The following is a 21,407-nucleotide window of genomic DNA, read 5'->3' on the forward strand; positions in this document are numbered from 1 at the left end:
TTCAGGGACCGCCTTGCACGATCGGGCCGGCTTTCCGATGGGGTGGTGATGGGAGCGCCTGGTGCTCCACGGCTGCCGGTTCGGGGGTAGGCACGCCGCCGTTGCTCATGATCCACTTGAAAGGTTCCGCGCCGACGTGAATGTTGCCGAGACGGCCGCCCTCGCGCTGTTAGTGATCACTGTCCGTCCTCTCGTCATCGATGTGTTCAGGGCGCCCATGCGCCTACCGGGTGCGGGGGTACGGACGGGAACCGGCGGACCATCCGCCGGCCGCCGTGCCGCTCCCCGCGCCCGCCACCATGAGGTCCCCGCCGCCCCCGCGTGCGGCGACGAACAGCTGGGGGGGAGCGTATGAGCGAAGGCGAATTCGATCCATCGGGGGACCAGGCGGTCTCCAGCGAACTGGCCGGCGTCCTACCGGTGGACTTCACCGCTTTCCACTCCCAGCAGCACCGTGCCTACCTGCGCTACGCCCACCTGCAGCTGGGAAACCCCAAGGACGCCGAGGAAGTCGTCGACGACGTGTTCACCTTCCTGCTGAAGGTGTGGCGCCAGGCCCTGAAGGAGGCGAGCCTCCACGGCTTCGCCTGGGCGGTGCTGCGCGAGCACGTCGCAAGACGGCTGGCGGCCCTGGGCCGGCAGGTGGCCATGGTGGAGACGGCCTGGTTCGCAGCCCTGCGCCGTTCCTCCAGAGAACGGCTGGAACTGCTGGAGTCGAAGCTCGGGCTGTACGCGGCGATCGCGGGACTGTCCGAGCGGCAGTACGACGTGGTGCTGCTGGCCTTCCTGCTGGGCAACGACTCCGACACGGTCGCCCGGATGATGGGGATCACCCCCGCGACGGTCCGCTCGCACATCCGCGGCGCACGCCGAACCCTGTCCCGCAAGCTCGGGGTGGAATGGATCCCCGGAGAGGAGAAGGACCAGTGAGCGACATGCCCCGCCACCGCGACATGCCGCTGTGCGAACTGGACGCGGCCCTTGCGGACGCGTCGGTACTCGCGGAGGAATACGCCGGATACGACGAGGGCGCGGCCCGTCGTCGGATCGCCCGCCGGATCGTCGCCGACCGCGCCCGCTCGGCGACCGGCACGACCGGCCCCCCCGGCGCCGCGACCCCGCCACCGCGGGGGCAGGCCACATCCACATCCACATCCCCCTTCGCCTTCGCCTTCGGGCCCGCGTTCGGCTCTCCGTTCGGGTCCTCTTTCGGGTCGTCCTTCGGGTCCGCTTTCGCACCCGTGGCGGCCGCCGACGACCTCGTCCTGGACGCCGCCTGCCACGTGCGCGCCGCCCGGGGGCTGGACGACCTCGCCTGGTGCCTCGTGGAGAGCCGGGCCTTCGCCGAACTCGCGCTCGACGTCGGCTCCTGGCCCCACGGCGCCGACTCGGCCCTGCTGTTCGGCTGCCTGCTCCACCTGGCCGACCGGATGGAGGGCGCCCAGTTCTGGTTCCAGTACGCGGCCGGGGCGGGCTCACGGACCGCCGCCCACTGCCTCTACCTCCTCCACCTCGCCCGCGCCGAGGTCGTGACCGCCCGCCACTGGAAGCACCAGGCCCGGACCTTGCCCCCGGAAGAGCATCACCCGCCCCTGCCCCAACTCCCCGAACACCTGGAAGAGGCCCTCGGAGCCTCGGTCATCTGGACCACCCCACCCATCACCACCCAGGACCTCACCGCCCTCACCACCGGACCCGGAGGCGCCGGTCGGCCCCCGTGCCGGCTCCCCGTACGGCTGCGCCAGGCGCTCCTGGCACGCCCCCGCAAGGAGCACCCCGACCTGGGGGAGATCGTCACCCCCGGCCCCCAGGTGGCGGTCGCCGTCGCCCAGCACGCCCGCCTCAACCCCCTGCACCTGACGGACCAGGCGAACGCCTGGGCCCTCGAAGCACTGAAACAGCCGCACCTGATCCACGCCGCCCGGAAGACCCCCGAAGGCCGCCCGGCGCCGGCCCCGTTGGAATCCGTCCACCAGGCACTGCGCGTGCTGGAAGTCGTCAACCGATATTCGGGGGGCGTCAACCTGACCCAGATCGCCCGGGAGACGGCGCTGCCGCAACTGGTCCTCGCCCGGGCCACGGAGCAGCTGATCCGCGCCAACCTCGCCACCCCGATCGGACCGGACGCGTACGTCGCCGGCAACGCCCTTCTGCTACCCGAATCGGCGACCGGAGAAGGGCGCGGACACCTGCGCGAGACCCTCGCCTGGGTGCGGGACGCCGTCGGCGCCGCCGTCTACGTCGCCCGCTACACCGACGGCGAGGTCGCCATCACCCAGTACGTCGACGGCCCAGCCGCACCCGTGGTCGAGGAGTGGGTCGACTTCCGGGTCGCCGCCCACGCCTCGGCCGTGGGCAAGGCGCTCCTCACCCAACTCGACTACGACGACCGGAAGGACCACCTCGCCCGCCACCGACTCACCCGGTTCACCCCCCACACCCTCACCGGCCAGCAGGACCTCTTCCACCAGCTCGACGACCGCCCGCCGAACGCTCCGCTCCTCGACCTGCAGGAGTACGCCATCGGCACGGTGTGCGCGGCGGTCCCGATCACCGCGGGCCCCAACGCGGAATGCGTGGCCCTGTCCATCCCGGTCCCCGACCCCGGTCGGCTGAAGCAGGCCGCCCGGATCCTGCAGAGCGAGGCGGCCGCGGTCTTACTGGCCCTGATCGTCGCCGGCAGCACCCCGTCCACGGTCCGTCGGCCGGAGGACACCATCCTGTCGCCGACCGCCTAGGACTCGTACAGGACCCGGCGAGGTCACGCAGGGGAGGGGCCCACCGCACCCGGGTGCGGTGGGCCCCTTCGCCACCCACGGACGCGCGCCGCGCGGGATGCGGGCCCGCGCCCCGCGTGGGATAACGGCACCATGCCGGAGTTCCCGACGGCCACGGCCGCCGAAATCAAGATCAGCTTCGCCGGGGTCGAGGCGAAGGCCGCCTTCGACGCGCTGGATCTCGACCGGGACGAGGGGCACCGGCGCGCCATCCATTTCTGGGACGGGCCGCGGCGGGCGGCGGACGGCACGGTGACCCTGCCCCTGCTGGAGCGCGGCGTCATCCTGCGCCTGCGCCGGGACGACGAGGGACACGCAGCCGAGCGGGACACCGACCTGACCGTCAAACTGCGTCCTTGTCCGGTGCTGCCCGTGCCCTGGCGGCAGGCGAGGGAGGGCGCGGACTGGGAGTTCAGGATCGAGGAGGACCGGACCGGCCCGGCGTTCACGCCGGTCCTGTCGGCCTCGCTGGAGGCCGAGGGCGGCCCGCCCGAACTGCGGCTCGTCGAGCAGCAGCGGGACCTCCTGGACGCGGCCGGGCTGACCGAGGCCGACCTCGCCGACCTGACGGCGCTCGGCCCCGTACGCGCCGTGAAGTGGAAGCAGGACTGGGACGAGCTGCCCGGCAGCGTGGCGATCGAGGAATGGCGCACCGACGACGGCCTGCGCTTCCTGGAGGTCTCGGTGCGGTCGGACATCGCCGACGCCGCCGAGATCCAGGCACGGCTCGAACAGGCCCTGCGGGAACGCGACATCACCCCGCCGCCATTCGGCGAGACCAAGACCCTGGCCGTCATGACCGCCTTGGCCCAGAACGCGCTCGCCTGACGCCTACGAAGTGCTCGCCGTGCCCGCGGCGATGAGGCCGGGCAGGTCGCGCATGTCGTGGAAGACGACGGTGCCGGCGCCCTCGAGCCGTTCCGCCCGGGTCGGTCCACCCGCGTAGCCGAAGGCCCGCATGCCGGCGGCGCGGGCGGCCTCGACACCGGGGCGGCTGTCCTCGACCACCACGCACGCCGCCGGGTCGACGCCCATCCGCTGCGCGGCGTACAGGAACAGGTCCGGGGCCGGCTTGCCGCGGCGGACCTCGGTGGCGCTGTAGATGCGGCCCTCGAAGTGCCCGTAGAGGCCGGTGCGGCCGAGGGTGTGACGCATCTTCTCGTGCGAGCCGCTGGAGGCGACGCAGGTCGGCAGGGTGATCGCGGCGAGCGCCTCGGGCAGCCCCTCGACGGCGGACAACCCGGCGTCCACCGCCTCGCGGTGCCGCTGCTCGAAGAGCTCCCGCCAGACGCCGGCCGTCTCGTCCCCGACCCGGAGCGCGATGTCCTCGTGGATGGAGGCGCTGGAGCGCCCGACGAAGCGCTCCAGGACCTCGTCCTCGGTGAGCGGCCAGCCCAGCTCCGCCCCCAACGCGACCTGGAGGGGCAGCGCGATGCGTTCGGTATCGACGAGCACCCCGTCGCAGTCGAATATCACCAGTTCAATCGGCTTGATCATTCCCGCAGCATAGAGGCCGACCCGGGGCGTCAGGGGGTGACGATGGGGAAGTCCGGGTCGGGGGAGTCGAGGTAGGCGAAGAGTTCGGCGACGACCGCCGGATCGCCGTCGAGGGCCACGTCCTCGCGCCGTAGGAGGTCGGCCGGCGGCAGGGCGCCGAGCAGGAGCCCGCGCAACAGCGGTTCGCCGAGCACGAGGACGGCGTGCGGCCGACCGGCCGCGGGGTTGTCCCCACGGACTCCGGTCAGTACGCCGTTGCCCAGCCGCAGCGTCAGCGGGTCCGAGTCGGGCAGCACGAACCGGACGGCGACGTCCGCGTGCCAGGCCCGCGGCCCGTCGATCCGTACGGCGAGGGAGTCCACGAGCTGGTCCAGGCTCAGGGCGGCCAGCACGTCCGGGGAGGCGACGGTGGCCGGGGTCCCGACATGCTCGCCGCGCAGTTCCTGGGCGCCGGTGAGGTAGAAGTTGCGCCAGGTGCCGTTCTCGGCGCCGTAGCCGAGCTGCTCCAGGGCGTCGGCCTGCAACTCCCGGGCCCGCGCGTTCGAGGGGTCGGCGAAGACGACGTGGTCGACCACCTGGGCCACCCAGCGGAAGTCGCCCTGTTCGAAGGAGGACCGGGCACGGCGCAGGACCTCCTCCGCACCGCCCATGAACTCGACGTACCGGCGGGCCGCCGCCACCGGCGGGTGTTGCCACAGGAGCGCCGGGTTCCCTTCGAACCAGCCCATGTACCGCTGGTAGACGGCCTTGACGTTGTGGCTGACCGATCCGTAGTAGCCGTGGGTGTGCCAGGCGGCCTCCAGCGCCGGCGGCATGCGCAGCGACTCGGCGATCTCGGCCCCCGTCCACCCCTGGTTGAGCAGCCGCACCGTCTGGTCGTGGAGGTAGGCGTACAGGTCTCGCTGCTGCGTCAGGTACGACATGGCCCGCTCACGGCCCCACGTGGGCCAGTGATGGGAGGCGAAGACGACGTCGCACTCGTCGCCGAACAGGGCGATGGACTCGGTGAGGTACGTGGCCCAGGCGTGCGGGTCGCGTACCAGGGCGCCGCGGAGGGTCAGCAGGTTGTGGAGGGTGTGGGTGGCGTTCTCGGCCATGCACAGCGCCCGGTGGTCGGGCAGCAGCAGGTTGAACTCGGCCGGAGCCTCGGTGCCCGGGGTGAGCTGGAAGACCATGCGCACGCCGTCGACGGTCTCCTCCTGACCGGTACGGGTGATGTCGACGGTCGGCGGGATCAGCGTCACCCGGCCGGTCGAGGTGGTCTGGCCCAGGCCCGCGCCGACCTGGCCGCGCGGGCCCTTGGGCAGGCCGGCCCCGTACATGTACCCCGCACGGCGGGCCATCGCGGTGCCGGCGTAGACGTTCTCGCTGACCGCGTGTTCCAGGAAGCCCTCGGGAGCCAGTACCGGGACTCGGCCCGCGTCGACCTCGGCCTGGGTGGTGACCCCCTTGACGCCGCCGAAGTGGTCGGCGTGGCTGTGGGTGTAGAGCACGCCGGTGACCGGCCGGTCCCCACGGTGGGCCCGGTACAGGGCGAGGGCCGCGGCCGCCGTCTCCTCGCTGATCAGCGGGTCGATCACGACGACGCCGCGTTCGCCCTCGACGAGGGTCATGTTCGACAGGTCCAGGCCGCGCACCTGGTACACGCCGTCGACGACCCGGAAGAGGCCTTGGAGGGCGACGAGGCGGCTCTGGCGCCAGAGGCTGGGATGGACGGTGTCCGGGAGGTCCCCGTTGAGGAAGGCGTAGGCGTCGCCGTCCCACACGACGTTCCCGTCCTCGGCCGTGATCACGCAGGGCTCCAGGGCGGCGACGAAGCCGCGCGTGGCGTCGTCGAAGTCGGCGCGGTCGGCGAAGGCGTCGCTGTCGCGCGCTGCTCGGTGAGCGGCTCGGGAGGCGTCGTGACCGGGGCCGTTCTCCATCGCGTGAGCCTCCTCGGGCGGTACTCCTGGACCGGCCCCGACCGCCCTCGACCGGACCGGGCGAGGGCCCACGGCGGGCGCGGCCGCTCTCCACACCTTCGCCCGGTGGTACCCCGCCCGCCCGGCGCGCACCGCCGTCCGGGTGAACGCGGGTCGGGTCGGCGATCGCCGACGCCGTCCGCGGCGGCCGCACCGAAACGTGGTGCGTGCGCCTTGACCGGAAGGCTCTACCTATCGGTAACTTGACCTCGTCCAGGAGAGAGCCGTCGGAAGGGGCCAGGCGCGTGGCAGACCACGACCTGAGCGGGTTCGAGAAGAGCACGTTCACCCACGACGGCGCCACCCGCCGGATCCTGCGCCGGGGCACGGGCCCCGCGGTGATCGTCATGGCGGAGATCCCGGGCATCACCCCCAAGGTCCTCGCGTTCGCCGAGCAGGTCGCTGCGGCGGGCTGTACGGCCGTACTCCCGGTGCTCTTCGGCGAACCCGGCCGTGACGCGGATTCCGGCACGGTCGGCCTGCCGAGCGCCGGCCGCTACATGGCCTCGTCGCTGTGGAAGGTGTGCGTGAGCCGTGAGTTCACCCTGCTGGCCACGGGGCGCAGTTCGCGCGTCGTGGGGTGGCTGCGCGCCCTGGCAGCCGCCGAACACGAGCGCTGCGGCGGTCCCGGGGTCGGCGCCGTCGGGATGTGCCTGACCGGTGGATTCGCCCTGGCGATGGCCACGGACCCGCGCCTCGTCGCCCCCGTGCTGTCCCAGCCGTCACTGCCGCTGGCCTGCACCGCGAGCCGTGCGGGCACCATCGACATCAGCCCCGAGGACCTCGCGGTCGTCCGCGGGCGGTGCGAGCGCGAGGGGCTCCAGGTCCTCGGGCTGCGCTTCCGGGGTGACCGGCTCGTCCCGGGCGACCGGTTCGCCCACCTCCGCCGGGAACTCGGTGACGCCTTCGTCGCCGTCGAGCTGGACGGGAGCGCGGCGAATCCGCAGAGCGCCCTCGCGCCGCACTCCGTCCTGACGGAACACCTCATCGACGAACCGGGGCAGCCCACCCGGCAGGCGCTCGACACCGTCCTCGACCTCTTCCGCACCCGGCTGCTGGGGGAACGGGAACGGCCCGCCCCCGCCGTCTGACCTGACCGGACCTGACCTGACCGGACCTGACCGGAGCCGACCTGACCGGACCGGACGGGACCGGGGACCGCAGCGCGCGACCCTGCCTCCTCGGTCCCGTTCGGGGGTGACGGGTCGGACGGAGGCGAACCGCTCGCCGTGTGCCCGCGCGGCTTCCCGAGCTGATCTTCCGATGTACGTCCGCTATGTCCGCCACCCCCTCATGCTGCCGGAGGTGTGGCTGACGGGGCATCACGCCCCTGGGCGCGTTGGGTGGACCGCTCGGACATCGAGTGGCAATCTGGGCAATATCGCCGCAAACAGCCATATTCGCGAACTGTCCGTGCGCGCCGTGCCGTGCTCTCCGCCGATCAGGACAGTCCAGTGATTTGTATATGTCGTTCACCGACGTATGGTGGGATCCGAAGATCCTTCCCGGCGGCAGTCGCTCCTGCCTGCCGTCGGGGATTGACGTTGCGATGGAGACGGAGTGCTCATGGCCACCAGGAAGAACCTCACCGCGAACCGGGAATCCCTCGTCCACAAGGTCCGCTACGCCGCGAGCCGTCCGCACCGCATCGCCCCGTACCTGAAGCGGGCCGCCCGCGACCGGTGGCTGGCCTTCAAGCACCCCGACCACGTCAGCTACTACCGGGCCGTGATGGCCTCGGACACCCGCCGCAACCCCGAGGCCGCGGTCGGCAGCCAGACCCACGAACGCTGGCTCGCACTCGGGCAGATGCAGTTCGACTACCTGCTCGGGCACGGCCTGAAGCCCGGAGCCCGCATGCTCGACATCGGCTGCGGCAACCTCCGCGCCGGCTGGCGATTCATCGACTACCTCGACGCGGGCCACTACTACGGCATCGACATCTCGCCCGACATCCTCATCGCGGCGAAGCGGACCCTGACCGAGCGGGGGCTCCAGGCCAAGATCCCGCACCTGACCCTCACCAAGAACCTGACCCTGGACTTCCTGCCCGACGGCTACTTCGACGTCGTCCACGCCCACAGCGTCTTCTCGCACTCTCCGATCGACGTCATCGACGAGTGCTTCGCCCACGTGGGCCGGGTCCTGGCGCCCGGAGGGCACTTCGACTTCACCTTCGACCGCACCACCGGCGCCGAACACCAGGTACTGCGCGAGGACTTCTACTACCGCACCCAGACCCTCGTCGACCTCGCCGCCGGACACGGGCTGTCCGCACGCTTCATGGAGGACTGGGAGGAGTTGGGCCACGGTCAGTCCAAGATCCGTGTCAGCGTCGCCGGATCCGACGTCGACGCCGAGGTCTGACCCTCCTGGGCCACTGTCACGGTCGCCGTCGGCTCAGGCGTGGCCCGCCGGGTCCGAGTGCCTACGCCGCCACAGGCGCACGGCCAGGCCCGTCACCGCGAGCAGGGCCAGGCACGGCAGCGCGGTGTCCTCGCCCACCACACCCGCGAAGTGGCCGAGGACGAGGAACGGCGCCACGGCCAGGGCGAACCGACCGGACGTGCGTATGCCGGACAGCGCGGGACGGCCCGCCAGGGCGAGGGCGGCGGTCACGGTCACGGCGAAGCGCCACAGCAGGATCATGCCGACCCCGCCGGCGTCGAGCAGGCCCAGGAGCACCACGGACAGCGGGGCCCAGAGCATCAGCGCCACCAGCCCCGTCGTGGTCCTGATCCGGCGGGGCGGGTGCAGGTCCGGCGGACAGAGCAGCGGGAGCGCGGCGATCACCAAGGGCGGTGCCAGGTAGGCCAGATGCTCCAGCGGCATGTCCAAGGCGCCCGGCAGGACGGCGATGACCAGGCACACCGTGTTCCCCGCGACGCCGGCGAACGCGGTCCGCGCGCCGACGGAGAAACGCCCGCCCAGCGCCAGCATGGCGCCGATGAGGGTCACTACGGAGAAGCCGTTCATCGCGTACCCGAGCGGAGTCTCGAAGTCCGGGCGACCGGTGACATACGCGAAGTTGATCGTGGAGGCGAGCAGGAAGGCCGCATGCGCACCCGTCGCGGCCAGCGCGAAAGGTGCCGTCGCCGCGAAGAGGCGCCCGCCGCGCTGCGCCGAACCCACCCTCAGGCGGAGCCGGAGCGCGTGCGCCACGATGTCCGCGGCCTCCCGCACGCGGGTGATCGGGCCGGCGCCCTCGGTCGCCTCCCGATAGGCCTCGGCCACCTCGTCGCCGAAGGCGCGGCGGAAACCGGCGGGATACAGGCGCAGCAGACGAAGGCTCATGCCGTGGCCGCCTGGCCGGAGACGCCCAGCCGACGCGTCGCCTCGCGTGCGGTGGCGGCGATCCGCTGCGCCTCGGCGGCCAGGCTCTCCCGGCCCTCGACGGTGAGGCGGTAGGTACGGCGCAGTCGACTGTCGACGATCTGCTCCTCGTGGACCTCGATCAGCCCCTGACCCAGCAGCCGCTCCAAGGCCCCGTACAGGGTGCCGGTCCGCATCTTGACGCGTCCGCCCGAGATCAGCTCCACCTCGCGCGCGATCGCGTACCCGTGGCGGGGCTCGTCCGCGAGCGCGGTCAGGAGGAGGAGGGTCGGTTCCTGCATCGCACGATCACTCATGTCCGCATGGTAGGTCACCCACCGACATATGCCGCCCGGTGGGGTCGCAGGAGTGATGTCCGGGGGTGAGGCCTGCCATGCGGGCGGACGGGGCGTACATCCACAGGGCATCGCGGGTGATGGGGCCGGTGACCGGGGTCCGGCTCACGTCGATCGCGCCCGCGCCGGGCGTCGCGGTCACGGTGTCCGGCGGCGCGGCGGTGGTGGGGTGCGCCGTACCGCTGACGGGCCGGGACCATTCGGACCTCCGGTCGCCGGTGTCGCCGGTGGTGTCGCGCCACTCGATGTCGTAGGAGTGCGCGCCGAGGAACTTCGGCCAGGTGACGGTGACTCCTTGCTGCGTGCCGCCACCTTGCCGCCGCCCCCCCGGTAGGCGAGGTGATCCACCGGGAACGGCGCGGGCCCCGAGAGCCGGAGCCCGCGTCCGCGTCCGTGCCTGCGTCCGCGGTCAGCCGCGGAAGGTCTCCGGGCGGGTCGGGGAGGCCTCGGCGAGAGCCTTGGTGACCGCGTCGACACCCTCCCGCAGCCCGTAGACAGGGGTGTCCGGCTGCTGGCGCCAGGACTCGTCGAGGCCGCCGGCGTCGACGCTGTCGAAGCCGAGTTCCTCGATCAGGGCGCGTACGGTCTTCTTCGCCACGGCGTCGTCGCCCGCGACGGGCAGCGCCATCCGGTCCGCGGCGCCCGCCGGGCGGTGCCGGTCGAGGATGTCCTGGGCGTAGGTGCCGTTGAAGGCCTTGATGACGGGGTGTCCGAGGTGCCGCTCGGTCCAGCGGCTCTCGGTGAGCCCCTCGTCCTCGACGCCGGCGATGCGGCCGTCGCGCTGGCGCGGGTAGTAGTTGCCGGTGTCGATGACCGCGAAGCCCTCGGCGGCCTCGTCGAAGAGGCCCGCCGGCAGGTCCGGCACCTTCTTGAACGGGATCGTGACCACGACGATCTCGGCGTCGTGCGCCGCTTGCGCCACGGTGACAGGGGTGGCGCCGGTCTCCTCGGCCAGCGCGGTCAGGGTCTCGGGGCCACGCGAGTTCGCCACGGAGACCTCGTGCCCGAGGGCCGTGAGCCGACGGGTCAGGTTGCCGCCGATGTTGCCCGCGCCGATGATGCCGATCTTCATGAGCTCTCCAGTGCGTCCGGGTTCAGTGTCGCGTCCCGACCAACCTCCGCCCCGGGCACGTCATTCCGCCCCATGGCGATCGTCCCCCGGTCGAGCGATGCGATCGCGCCGCCGTACGAGGGCCGGCCACTACGCGTACGGGCCCTGACCGGCCCGATACGGCCGGATGCGTGACCTTTCGGCCATTTCTCGTATTCCGCGAACCGGACGGCCGCAGGACGGCGTGGTCAGGTGCAGCCACTCAGCTCGGGGAAAGGCTCAGCAGATGTCCAAGTTCTCGGCCAGGCGAACCGCCTCCCTCACCCTCGCGGCCACCGCCGTACTCACCCTCGCTCTCGTCACCACCGCCTCGGCGAACGGCTCGGAAGGGGGGACGCCGGCCCAGGTCGTCGCGGCGGCGCCCGCCGTCTCGGGCAGCCCGGAAGGCGCCTTCACCCGGATCGCCGACTTCTACGGTTCCTACATCGACGCGGTGTACGACGGCGACGGGGCGACCGCGGACCGCCTGCGTGCCTTCTACCTCTCGGCGCCGCTCCAGGCGGAGTTGAGGAAGTGGGAGGAGACGCACCACGCCGACGGCGTGCTCCGCGCGCAGAACGTGCCGCTGCAATGGAAGGTCACCTCCACCGGCAGCGGAACGGGCCGGACCGGTGCCACGGTCACCCTGACCTGGGGCGGCGGAGACACCACGAAGATCTTCGTCCAGGCCGACCTGGCCACCCGCAAGATCGTCTCCATCCGGGACTGACCCCGCGGTGTCGCGTGGGGGAGGCGCCGCGGGTCAGGAGATCGCGTACCACTGGCTGGCCCAGCCGGTGTTGATGGTGCTCGTGGACTGCTCGGCGAGGTTCACCGTGGGCGGCAGCGAGGTCTGACCCGTCAGCAGGTTGCTGTACCGCAGGTTCGGCGGTGTCAGACCCGCGTTGACCGAGATGCCGGCGCCGGTGGACTTCAGGGTGAGGCCGTTGGTCGCCCAAGTCCCGTTGAGCAGCAGCGCGATGAAGTAGGTGCCGGGAGCGGCGGTGAACGGCTTGCCGAGGGCGAACGGCTTGGCGATCGCGTCGGTCATCAACTGGGGGGAGATGTCCGGGGTGGTCGCGACGAGGGCGCCCTTGGCGTCGTACACGCCCAGGTAGCAGTTGGCGAGCTGGGCGCTCGGGTCGATGCCGGCAAGGCCCAGCCACACGTTCGACCAGGTGATCTGTTCGCGCAGCACGATCCGTACCAGGGTGACCCGGCCACCGACACCGGCCGCCGACTGGGCGGTGACGTGCCCCGCGTCGTTGGGGTCCCCGGTCCAGGCCAGCAGGTTCTGGTCCTGCGGCCGGGGTCCTTCGAAGCCGGACCCGCCGCCGCTCTGCGCGGGCACGGACGCCACGGAGCTCGACGCCGCGGGCCGGCCGTCTCCCGAGGCGGTGCAGCCGGTGAGGACGAGCAGCGCTGCGAGCGCGGTCACGAGACCGTTCGTGGCGGTGGTGGTGCGGGTGCGCATGGTCCCCCCATGAGGTGCGGATCTGTCGACGGACATGATCACACGCCGCCGGTGCGCGGCCGCCCGCCCGTGGCGGCACCCCGATCGCGCGGTACGGGTCCCGGAGTCGGCGCCGAGCCGGCCGACATCCGCCGCTCCGTATCGCCCGAATGGCGGCGGATGCCCCCAGTCGTCCCCTGAGCCGATCCTGCGGGCTTCCTTAAGGGAACGTGAAGTGCCCCTCCTGCGGGCGGATTTCACTGATCACAACCCTAGGCTCGGTCGCACCCCACCCCCTTCCCTCTGTGAGGTGCTGACAGGCATGAGCAGCCGAACTCCCGCAACCCCGTCCCGCGTCGAAGCACGGCGGAAGAAGGCGATGCGTACCCGCATCGTCCTGTCCCTGACCGCGGCGGCCGCGGCGGTGGCGGTCGGCGTCGCCGTGGCCGATTCCGGCGGCGGTACGCAGGTGGACCAGCGGGCCGACGGCGCCGGCGGGGCGAAGTCCGGGACGCCGACCCCCGCGGACACGGCCGGGACGGCGAGCCCCACCGCTCCGCTCCCCGAGGTCACCGCCGATGCCGCGGCCGCCACGGGCTCGCTGCCGCCCGAGACCCCGGCCGCCGAAGGTACGCAGTCCGCGGCGCCGGCGAAGCCCGCGGCGGAGGAGAACACTCCGGCCAAGTCCACCCCGGCCGGCAAGCCCCCGCGTACGTCCGGCGGGAGCACGGGCGGCGGTTCCGGCACCTCGGGCGGATCCGGTGGGTCCGGCGGGTCGGGGGGCTCGTCCGGCGGATCCTCCGGCGGCTCGTCGGGCGGTTCCGGCAGCTCCTCCGGCGAAGAGTCCGCGGTCCTCGCCCTGGTCAACAAGGAGCGGTCGGCGGCCGGCTGCGGCCCCCTGACCGTGAACGCCAAGCTGGCCGCCGCGGCGCGCGCGTACAGCGACACCATGGCCCGCAGTGGTGTCATGTCCCACACCGGACCCGACGGGTCCACGATGACCTCCCGCGTGGAGGCCGCCGGCTACGGGTGGTCCCGCCTCGGCGAGAACATAGCCCGCGGCCAGTCGGACGCCGACTCGGTCATGAAGGCGTGGATGAACAGCTCGGGCCACCGGGCCAACATCCTCAACTGCTCCTTCCGGGAGATCGGCATAGGCGTGCACAAGGGCGACGGCGGCCCGTGGTGGACGCAGGACTTCGGAACGTCGAAGTAGGACCTCCTCACCCGCCACCCCCTCGCCCGCCACCCCCTCACCCGCCGACCTCGTACCTTCGACCAGCCACCCCCCAACGGCCCTGCGGCACCGGCCACCTCCCCCCTTGCCCGGCTGCCCGGCCGCACACGTCCTCCGACCCGTACCCGGGTCGGAGGACGTCCGTGTTCCCGCGCGTGGCGCCGTAGGGCGGCGGTGCTCCCATCCGCTGTGCGGGGGAGGTGGTGACGCGCGGCCCGGTCCGTCGGCCACTATGGGGCCGTGCCTCGATTTCCGCGCTACCTGTTCATATGGCTGTCGTGCACGGCCACCAGCGTGACGGCCGTGCTCGCCACGGTCCAGTTCGTGGTCGGCTCCACCCGGCATACGCCCCCGGTGGCCCGGTCCGCGCCCATGGTCTTCGACTCGCCGCCGGCGTGGTTGCCGGTACAGGACCCCTCGCCCGGCCCGCCGTCCCCGACCGCCTCCGCGTCCCCGAGCCCCTCGCCGACCGTGACCGAGGCCCCGACCCCCTCGGCTCCGTCCTCCCCGTCCGCGAAGCCCTCGCCGGTCGCCCGGACCACCGCACCCAAACCGGGCGTCGACTGCGGGAACGGCGGACCGGGCCTGCACACCGTCCCCTCGCAGGGCGGCAAGGTCACGGTGCGGTACGGGAGCCGCGGCGTGTGCCTGATCTCCGCGGTCCCGAGCCGCGGCTTCAAGGCCACCACCTCGCAGACCGACGACGACACCCTGACGGTCACGTTCAGCGGCTCCGACCACCGGTCGGTCGTCACCGCCACCATCGACCCCGTGGCCAAGGCCAGCGTCCGCGAGACGTCGTTCTGACGGCGGACGCATGGCCGCTTGGGCGTGACCGCTTGGGCATGACGGCTTGGGCGTGACGGCTTGGGCGTGACGGCTTGGGCATGACCGCTTCGGCGTGACCGCTTCGGCCGGTCCGCACCGCTCGGTCCCTCTGGTCCCTTTCGCGGGAATTGCCTTCCCGTATGCGCTCATCGGACCGGTCCCGACGAAGCGGAAGGTGAGCTGTTCCTTAGGGGAACCTCAAGATCGCGCGCAGGCGGTTCGCAGGGCCTGCCGCGGTCCTATGCTCACGTCAGCCGATCGGCCCTCGGCGCCCGGGCACACCGCCCCGGCGAACCCTGGGACCACCGGCTTCACCGAGTCGGGAGGCTTCTCGCCCTTCCCGTAGTTCTCAGCGCGCCTTGGGGTGTCTTCGCCATGACTTCTCGCATACTCCGACCCGTCCGTAGCGGCAACGCCGCGCAGCCCCGCTCCGCCGCGCCCCGGGGTGCTCGGCTCCCGCTCGTCGCCGCCGCCGTGGTCGCGGCAGGACTGTGCGCCGCCTGCGGGCCGTCCTCCGAAAGCGCCGGCTCCGCCACGCCGACCACGCTCGCGCAATCCGCGACCGCCCTCGACTCCGCCTCGCTGGCGGCCTCCGCGTCCACCGAGGCCTCCCCGAGCGCGTCGGCCTCGCCGTCGGCGTCCGCCACCGCGCAGGCCTCCGCCTCGCCGACGCCCGCCCGGTCCAAGAGTGCTTCGACCGCCCCCAAGCCCGCCCGTACGTCCGCGGCGCCCGCCGCCCCGGCCCGGGTCCCCGGTCCCGGCTACGACAGCTCGGCCGACGGGCAGAAGCAGATCGAGGCCGCACTGGCCGCAGCCAAGGCCGACGGCAGGATGGTGCTGCTCGACTTCGGCGCCAACTGGTGCGGCAACTGCAAGGCCGCCGACAAGGTGTTCGCCCAGCCGCAGACGGCCGCGATCCTCGGAGCCTCCTACCACCTGGTCAAGATCGACATCGGCGGCAACAGCTCCGCCAACTCCGCCCTCCTGCGCAAGTACAGCCCCTCGGGCGGCACCTACACGATGCCCGTGCTGGTCGTCGTCAACTCGTCCGGCAAGGTCCGTACCGACACCCACACCACCGGCAACCCGTCCCTGACGGCGGAGGGGATCAACGCCTTCCTGCGCAAGTGGGCCGCGTGAGACCAGTCGGCCCGCGCCGGGCCCAGGTGCGTACGGCGGCCCTGGCCGGAGCCGCCCTCGTGGCGGCCGCGGCCGGCTGTGTCTTCGCCGCCGTCGGCTCGGTCGCCGCCGACGGTAGCCGCGCGGAGGCAGCGGCCGGACCGGCGCACACGGCCGCCGCGGTGGTCAGGTCGGCGGCCGAGGCCACGGTCATCGCCCCCGCCCACCGGCCCGCCGCGCCCGCGTCGAGGGGCGAGGACCTCGACGGGAAGCCGGTCGGCCTCGACGACTTCCGGGGGCAGGTCCTCGTGGTCAACGTCTGGGGGTCCTGGTGCGGCCCCTGCCGGGCGGAGGCCGACGACCTGGCGCGGATCGAACGGCGCACCCGGGACCGAGGCGTCCGATTCCTCGGGATCAACACCCGCGACCCGGACCGCGAGGCGGCCCGGTCCTTCGTACGCGCCCACGGCCTCGGCTTCCCCAGCCTCCACGACCCCACCGGAAAGCTGTTGCTCCGCTTTCCCCCCGCCCTCCTCAACCCGCAGACGATCCCCTCGACGCTCGTGATCGACCGCCGCGGACGCATCGCCGTCAGCATCGGCGGCGCGGTCACCGAGGACGAACTCGACCCCCTGCTCGCCCGCGTGCTGGAGGAGGCGCCATGACGACGAGCCTGGTGCTCGCCGCCGCGGACACCCCCGCCCTGCTCCACGGGACACTGGCCCTCGCCGCTCCGGTGGCGTTCCTCGCGGGGCTCGTCTCCTTCCTCTCGCCGTGCGTGCTGCCGCTCGTACCGGGCTACCTCAGCTACGTGACCAGCCTGTCGGTCTCCGACCTGGCGGAGGCCCGCGGAGGGCGGCGCAGCCGGATGGTGGCCGGCGCGCTGCTCTTCGTCCTCGGCTTCACCGCGGTCCTCGTCTCCGGAGGCGCCCTGTTCGGGTACTTCGGCCGCACCCTGCTGGCCCACCAGGAGGTGATCACCCGGGTGCTCGGTGTCTTCACCGTGCTGATGGGGCTGTCCTTCATGGGCTTCCTGCCGGGATTCACCCAACGCGAGTTCCGCAGCCACCGCCGCCCCACCCTCGGGCTGGCCGGAGCCCCGGTGCTGGGCGCGGTGTTCGCGGTCGGCTGGACGCCCTGCATCGGCCCGACCCTGGCCGCCGTACAGGCGCTGGCGTGGAGCGAGGCCGGCGCGGGCCGAGGGGCGCTGCTGATGGCGGCGTACTGTCTCGGCCTCGGGCTGCCGTTCGTCCTGGCCGCACTGGCCTTCCGGCGGGCCCTGGGCGCCTTCGGCCTGGTCAAACGCCATTACCCGTGGGTCCTGCGGATCGGCGGCGGGATGCTCGTACTCGTCGGCGTACTGCTGGCCACCGGTCTGTGGAACGACCTGGTGTACCGGCTGCAGTTGTGGAGCGCGGACTTCACCACCGCCGTGTGAGCGGGTGCCCGTACCGGTTCGATCTTTTTCCCACATCAGAGAAACCAAAGACATCAGAGACATCAGAGACACAAGGGACGCAGAAATACAGATGAATCTTTCCCCGCGCATCAGGCGAACCCGGACGGCCCGGACCGTGGTCGCCCTCCTGTCGTTGGCCGCGCTCACGGCCTGCGGTGACGGGTCCGCCGAGGAGGCCCCGGCAGGCGCCGCGGTGCAGGCACCGGCGCCGTCGCCCACGACGAGCTTCACCGAGAACGGAGTCACCGTCACCCTGTCCGTGGCCGGCTGGAAGGCCTCGAAGGGCACGCTGACCGCCGTCTTCACGCCCGAGAAGAAGGGCTTCCACCTGTACAGCACGGACTTGCCGCTCACCGGCATCGAAGGCGTGGGCCGGCCGACCGCGGTGGGCGTCACCGGTGTCCTGAAGTCCGACGGGAAGCTGACGGCCGCCGCCGACGTACGGTCCATCAGCGTCCCCGGCGTCGACGCCCCGATGCCGGTCTACCCGGACGGCCCCGTCACCACCACCCTGCCCGTCCGCGCCGACGGGAACGGGGACGCGACGGTGCTGCTCGGATACGCGAGCTGCAGTGCGAAGGAGGGCTGCACCATTCCGGTCGCCGACCACCCCGTACACCTGCGCCTCACCGACGAGGGCCCCACGTTCGACACCACCTGAGAGGCGAGCCGACCCAACCCCTAAGGTGTGCCCATGCCCAGCGTCCTGGTCGTGGAAGACGACCCCAGCATCCGCCAGTCACTCATCGAGGTCCTGGCGGAGCACGGGTATGCCGTACGCAGCGTGGGCGACGGCTTCGGCGCCCTGCGCGAGGTCACCCAGACGCCCGTCGACGCGGTGGTCCTCGACCTCGGCCTGCCCGATCTGGACGGGGGAGACGCACTGCGCATGATCCGGGGCATATCGTCCGTCCCCGTCCTGGTGGCGACCGCCCGCGACGACGAGACGGAAATCATCAAGCTCCTCAACGCGGGCGCCGACGACTACCTGGTCAAGCCCTTCTCCGGAGGACAGCTCATCGCCCGCCTCTCCGCCGTCCTACGGCGCGCCGGCCACGTGCCCTCCGCCGGCACCGCTCACGGCGCGCAGGGCGCACGGCCGGCACCGGCCGCCGACCCGATGGGCGCCACCACCGTGGGCGAGCTGGCGGTGGACCCCGGTGCGCGTACCGCGTACCTGGCCGGCCGGGAGCTCCACCTCACCCGGCGGGAGTTCGACCTCTTGGCCTTCCTCGCCCACCACACCGGCCAGGTCGTCTCCAAACGCCGGCTGCTGACCGAGGTCTGGCGCGAGCCGTACGTCGACGACCAGACCGTCGATGTGCACCTGTCGTCCCTGCGCCGCAAGCTCGGCGAACGCGCGGCCGCCCCGCGCTACCTGCTGACGGTCCGAGGCGTCGGCATCAAACTCGTGGCCCCGCGGTGAGGCGCTCACTGGCGGGAGTCGCGCTCGCCGTGACGTCCATGGTCGCCCTCTCCTTCCTCATACCCCTGGGCGCGCTGGTGATGTCGCTGGTCAAGGAGCAAAGCGTCACCGCGGCCGAGCAGCGCGCCGCAGCCCTCGCGCCCGTCCTCACGCTCACCACGGATCCGTCCGCGCTACGGGAATCCGCCGCCGGACTCGACTCGGCCGAACACCTGGTCGTCCACCTCCCCGACGCCCAGAGCCTCGGCGACTCCCAGGCCCCCGTGAAACTGCTCGAACGCGCCCAGCAGGGACGCGAGTCCATCTCCCAGAAGACCCCGGGCGGATGGATCTGCCTGCAGCCCGTGGTGCTCCCCGGCGACCGGGTCGCCGTCATCGAGAACTTCGTCCCCGACGAGGAACTGACCCGGGGGGTCAAGGCCTCCTGGGCTGTCATGCTGCTCCTCGCCGTGGGCCTGGTCGGTGGCTCGGTCCTGGTCGCCGACCGGCTCGGCGCCAAGGTCGTCCGGTCCTCCAAGAAGCTCGCCCAGGCCTCGCACACCCTCGGTCAGGGCAATCTGGACACCCGGGTGGAGCCCATGGGCCCCAAGGAACTGCGCGACGCGGGCGTCGCCTTCAACGCCATGGCCCACCGTATGACGGAACTGCTCGCCATCGAGCGCGAACTGGTCGCCGACCTGTCCCACCGGCTGCGCACCCCGCTGACCGCCCTGCACCTGGCGTCCGAGCGGATGGCGGGCACGCCGGAGTCGGCCAGGGTCGAGGCGGCGGTGCACGCGCTGGAGTCGGAGCTCCAGGCCATCATCACCGCGGCGCGGACCCCGCTCGCCGTGGGCCCGATGGGTCACGGCCTGCGCAGCGCGGAGCCGAGTACGGTCCGACAGGCGACCGTGACGGGGCCGGCGGGGCCGTCCGACTGCCCCCGCTCCGAGGTCGCCGATGTCGTACGGCGCCGGACCGCCTTCTGGGCCGTCCTGGCGGAGCAGCAGGACCGCGCCTGCTCCCTCGACCTCACCCAGGAGCCCACGGCCGTCGGCCTCAGCGACGACGACATCGCCGCGGTGGTCGACGCGCTCATCGGCAACGTCTTCAGTCACACCCCGCCCGGAACCGCGTTCGCGGTCCGGGTGGCCAGGACCGCCCAGGCCGTGGAGCTGGTGGTGGAGGATTCCGGTCCGGGCATCCCGGAACCGGACCGGGCGCTCTCGCGCGGGAGCAGCACGGGCTCCTCGGGGCTCGGCCTCGACATCGCCCGCAGGGCCGCGGCCGTCACCGGCGGCTCGATGCGGATCGCGCACGCCCCGCAGGGAGGCGCGCACCTCACCGTGGTCTTCGCCCTGGCTCCCTCCCTGCGCTCCGAGCGCGGCCCGCGCGGCTCACGCAGGCGCGCGCGATGGTGGCCGCGCAAGCGCTGACCGCGTCCGGGTCCGGGTCCGCCGGGTCACGTGCGAAGGCCGGAAGATCCACCCGGCGCCGGCCGCCGGACGCCCTGCCCTAGGCCAGCGGCCGCAGGGCCGGGCGCTTCGCGGTGCGGCCGTCGCCGGAGGAGCGGCCGCGGAGGCGGCGGCCCAGCCAGGGGCCGAGGAACGCGGCCGCCCAGCGCAGTTCCGCCGCCACGTTCGTGCCGCCGGGTGCGGTCGGCCGTGGCGGCAGCGGGTGCGTCCAGGTGTCGTCGCTGCCGGGCAGGCCGACGGCGTGGGCGAGGGCCGCGGCGATCCGTTCGTGGCCGACGGGGCTGGCGTGGAGGCGGTCCGTGGTCCACATCCGCGGGTCGGTCACGGCGATCGGCCGGGCGGTCTCGGCGACGGCGACGCCGTGCCGGGCGGCCGCGGCGCGGATCCGGTCGTTGAGGTCGGCTATGCGCGGTGCGACGGGTCGGGCGAGGGGCACGAGCACGCTGAGGTCGGGGAAGGTCACCGTGGCCACGCGGGTCCCGGCGGCCGTGAGCGCGGCGAACATCTCCTCCAGGTGCCCGGCGACCTCGGCGGCGTCGAACCGGGGCCGCAGGATGTCGTTGACCCCGGCGACAACGGTGGCCAGGTCGGGGCGCAGGGCCAGGGCGGGGCCCAACTGCTCGGCGCGGACCTGCCCGGCGAGACGTCCCCGAACGGCCAGGTTGGCGTACTGGAGGCCGGGGTTGACGGCGGTGAGGTGTTCGGCGAGCCGGTCGGCGAAGCCGCGCAGGCCCACGGTGTCGTCCCCGTCGCCGAGGCCTTCGGTCTGACTGTCGCCCAGGGCGACGTAGCGCAGGTACTCACCGTTCGGCACGGGTCAGCCTCTCCTTCAGGATCGCCGCGCTCCGGCGGCACCAGTCGCGGTGTCCCTGCTCGAAGGCGAGGCCGCGCAGACCGGTCAGGTAGCCGCCGATCCGTTCGCCGTGGAGCAGGAACTCGTCCTCGTCCATGTCGCCGCGCATCTTGCGCAACACCCTGCCGAGCAACTCGATCTTGGCGTCGGCGGCCACCGCGCGTGCTTCGAGCTGCGCGATCACCGGCTCGATGCCGATCCGGTCGGCGCTCTGGACCTTGACGAGGAGGTCGTCACGGATGACGGAGGACTTCAGGGGGGCCGCGGCGAACTCCTCCAGTTCGGTGCGGCCGGCCTCGGTGACCTGGAAGAGGCGCTTGTTGGGCCGGGTCTCCTGGACCACTTCACGGCCCGCCACCAGCCCTTCCTTCTCCAGCTTGGCCAGCTCGGCGTACAGCTGCTGGGGCAGGGCGTGCCAGAAGTTCGCGACGCCGATGTCGAAGGACTTCGCCAGTTCGTAGCCGCTGAACTCGCCGTCCAGCAGCGCCGCCAGTACGGCATGTCGCAAGGTCATCGCGGTCGCCCCTTCCCCTTCCTCGTCAACCCCTGCATCATACTCATGAAAGTGACTAGTCAGATTCATGA

The 21,407-nt window shown here is 72.5% G+C and carries 21 protein-coding genes and 1 pseudogene; 14 read left to right on the forward strand and 8 right to left on the reverse strand.

Going from position 1 to position 21,407, the window contains the following annotated elements; all coding sequences use genetic code 11:
* Positions 1-351: 351 nt before the first annotated feature.
* The 3 genes from BCL76_RS34635 to BCL76_RS34645 all read left to right on the forward strand — a co-directional run bounded on the left by BCL76_RS34635 (position 352) and on the right by BCL76_RS34645 (position 3,605).
* A complete protein-coding gene (locus BCL76_RS34635; RefSeq protein ID WP_109783348.1) occupies positions 352-930 on the forward strand; it encodes an RNA polymerase sigma factor in 579 nt (192 codons plus the stop codon).
* Between the two features lie 980 nt (positions 931-1,910).
* Positions 1,911-2,738: an IclR family transcriptional regulator domain-containing protein gene (locus tag BCL76_RS34640; protein ID WP_258310088.1), complete on the forward strand. Its 828-nt coding sequence runs from the start codon at positions 1,911-1,913 to the stop codon at positions 2,736-2,738.
* A 132-nt stretch (positions 2,739-2,870) separates the two neighbouring features.
* Positions 2,871-3,605 (forward strand): hypothetical protein, encoded by a 735-nt coding sequence (locus tag BCL76_RS34645; protein WP_109783349.1) that lies wholly within the window; start codon positions 2,871-2,873, stop codon positions 3,603-3,605.
* A 3-nt stretch (positions 3,606-3,608) separates the two neighbouring features.
* Here BCL76_RS34645 and BCL76_RS34650 read toward each other — a convergent pair whose 3' ends face one another.
* Entirely contained in the window at positions 3,609-4,274 is a 666-nt protein-coding gene (locus BCL76_RS34650; RefSeq protein WP_109783350.1) for an HAD family hydrolase, read from the reverse strand.
* A 29-nt stretch (positions 4,275-4,303) separates the two neighbouring features.
* Positions 4,304-6,196: an alkyl/aryl-sulfatase gene (locus BCL76_RS34655; RefSeq protein ID WP_109783351.1), complete on the reverse strand. Its 1,893-nt coding sequence runs from the start codon at positions 6,194-6,196 to the stop codon at positions 4,304-4,306.
* A gap of 284 nt (positions 6,197-6,480) precedes the next feature.
* On the opposite strand from BCL76_RS34655, the gene BCL76_RS34660 reads away from it, so the two are divergent.
* Both BCL76_RS34660 and BCL76_RS34665 read left to right on the forward strand, forming a co-directional pair.
* A complete protein-coding gene (locus tag BCL76_RS34660; protein WP_109783352.1) occupies positions 6,481-7,326 on the forward strand; it encodes a dienelactone hydrolase family protein in 846 nt (281 codons plus the stop codon).
* Positions 7,327-7,801: 475 nt separating this feature from the next.
* Positions 7,802-8,602: a class I SAM-dependent methyltransferase gene (locus tag BCL76_RS34665; protein ID WP_109783353.1), complete on the forward strand. Its 801-nt coding sequence runs from the start codon at positions 7,802-7,804 to the stop codon at positions 8,600-8,602.
* A 33-nt stretch (positions 8,603-8,635) separates the two neighbouring features.
* Here the strand turns inward: BCL76_RS34665 and BCL76_RS34670 are convergent, their stop codons facing one another.
* From BCL76_RS34670 to BCL76_RS34685, 3 genes and pseudogenes are all read right to left on the reverse strand, one after another.
* Positions 8,636-9,529, reverse strand: a complete 894-nt coding sequence (locus BCL76_RS34670) for a hypothetical protein (protein WP_109783354.1) — start codon at positions 9,527-9,529, stop codon at positions 8,636-8,638.
* The gene (locus BCL76_RS34675) at positions 9,526-9,864 is read right to left on the reverse strand and encodes a PadR family transcriptional regulator (RefSeq protein ID WP_109783355.1); all 339 of its coding nucleotides are present in this window, start codon (positions 9,862-9,864) and stop codon (positions 9,526-9,528) included. The genes BCL76_RS34670 and BCL76_RS34675 overlap by 4 nt, the downstream gene beginning before the upstream one ends.
* A gap of 448 nt (positions 9,865-10,312) precedes the next feature.
* Positions 10,313-11,017, reverse strand: a pseudogene (locus BCL76_RS34685) (NADPH-dependent F420 reductase); the annotation flags it as partial.
* Between the two features lie 223 nt (positions 11,018-11,240).
* Between BCL76_RS34685 and BCL76_RS34690 the strand changes: the two are divergent.
* Positions 11,241-11,723, forward strand: coding sequence for a hypothetical protein (locus tag BCL76_RS34690; RefSeq protein WP_109783358.1), 483 nt, complete (start codon positions 11,241-11,243; stop codon positions 11,721-11,723).
* 33 nt (positions 11,724-11,756) lie between these two features.
* On the opposite strand, the gene BCL76_RS34695 is transcribed toward BCL76_RS34690, so the two are convergent.
* Complete coding sequence (locus BCL76_RS34695; RefSeq protein ID WP_109783359.1) at positions 11,757-12,467, reverse strand: hypothetical protein; 711 nt, start codon at positions 12,465-12,467, stop codon at positions 11,757-11,759.
* A 301-nt stretch (positions 12,468-12,768) separates the two neighbouring features.
* Between BCL76_RS34695 and BCL76_RS34700 the strand changes: the two genes are divergently transcribed.
* The 8 genes from BCL76_RS34700 to BCL76_RS34740 all read left to right on the forward strand — a co-directional run bounded on the left by BCL76_RS34700 (position 12,769) and on the right by BCL76_RS34740 (position 19,930).
* Complete coding sequence (locus BCL76_RS34700; protein WP_109783360.1) at positions 12,769-13,662, forward strand: CAP domain-containing protein; 894 nt, start codon at positions 12,769-12,771, stop codon at positions 13,660-13,662.
* Positions 13,663-13,923: 261 nt separating this feature from the next.
* Positions 13,924-14,490: a hypothetical protein gene (locus tag BCL76_RS40175; protein ID WP_258310081.1), complete on the forward strand. Its 567-nt coding sequence runs from the start codon at positions 13,924-13,926 to the stop codon at positions 14,488-14,490.
* Between the two features lie 396 nt (positions 14,491-14,886).
* Positions 14,887-15,651 (forward strand): thioredoxin family protein, encoded by a 765-nt coding sequence (locus tag BCL76_RS34715; RefSeq protein ID WP_146228489.1) that lies wholly within the window; start codon positions 14,887-14,889, stop codon positions 15,649-15,651.
* A complete protein-coding gene (locus BCL76_RS34720; RefSeq protein ID WP_258310082.1) occupies positions 15,648-16,295 on the forward strand; it encodes a TlpA disulfide reductase family protein in 648 nt (215 codons plus the stop codon). The genes BCL76_RS34715 and BCL76_RS34720 overlap by 4 nt, the downstream gene beginning before the upstream one ends.
* On the forward strand, positions 16,292-17,068 hold the full coding sequence (locus BCL76_RS34725; protein ID WP_109783363.1) for a cytochrome c biogenesis CcdA family protein: 777 nt from the start codon (positions 16,292-16,294) through the stop codon (positions 17,066-17,068). Before BCL76_RS34720 ends, BCL76_RS34725 begins: the two co-directional genes overlap by 4 nt.
* Positions 17,069-17,159: 91 nt before the next feature.
* Positions 17,160-17,750, forward strand: coding sequence for a hypothetical protein (locus BCL76_RS34730; RefSeq protein WP_146228490.1), 591 nt, complete (start codon positions 17,160-17,162; stop codon positions 17,748-17,750).
* 33 nt (positions 17,751-17,783) lie between these two features.
* Positions 17,784-18,515 (forward strand): response regulator transcription factor, encoded by a 732-nt coding sequence (locus BCL76_RS34735; protein WP_109783365.1) that lies wholly within the window; start codon positions 17,784-17,786, stop codon positions 18,513-18,515.
* A complete protein-coding gene (locus tag BCL76_RS34740; RefSeq protein ID WP_109783366.1) occupies positions 18,512-19,930 on the forward strand; it encodes a sensor histidine kinase in 1,419 nt (472 codons plus the stop codon). The genes BCL76_RS34735 and BCL76_RS34740 overlap by 4 nt, the downstream gene beginning before the upstream one ends.
* A 79-nt stretch (positions 19,931-20,009) precedes the next feature.
* On the opposite strand, the gene BCL76_RS34745 is transcribed toward BCL76_RS34740, so the two are convergent.
* Together BCL76_RS34745 and BCL76_RS34750 are read right to left on the reverse strand one after the other, a co-directional pair.
* The gene (locus BCL76_RS34745) at positions 20,010-20,783 is read right to left on the reverse strand and encodes an SGNH/GDSL hydrolase family protein (RefSeq protein ID WP_109783367.1); all 774 of its coding nucleotides are present in this window, start codon (positions 20,781-20,783) and stop codon (positions 20,010-20,012) included.
* Entirely contained in the window at positions 20,770-21,336 is a 567-nt protein-coding gene (locus tag BCL76_RS34750; protein WP_109783368.1) for a PadR family transcriptional regulator, read from the reverse strand. The genes BCL76_RS34745 and BCL76_RS34750 overlap by 14 nt, the downstream gene beginning before the upstream one ends.
* Positions 21,337-21,407 lie beyond the last annotated feature (71 nt).

Origin of the sequence: Streptomyces sp. CG 926 (assembly GCF_003148825.1) — a bacterium.
Lineage (GTDB): Bacteria > Actinomycetota > Actinomycetes > Streptomycetales > Streptomycetaceae > Streptomyces.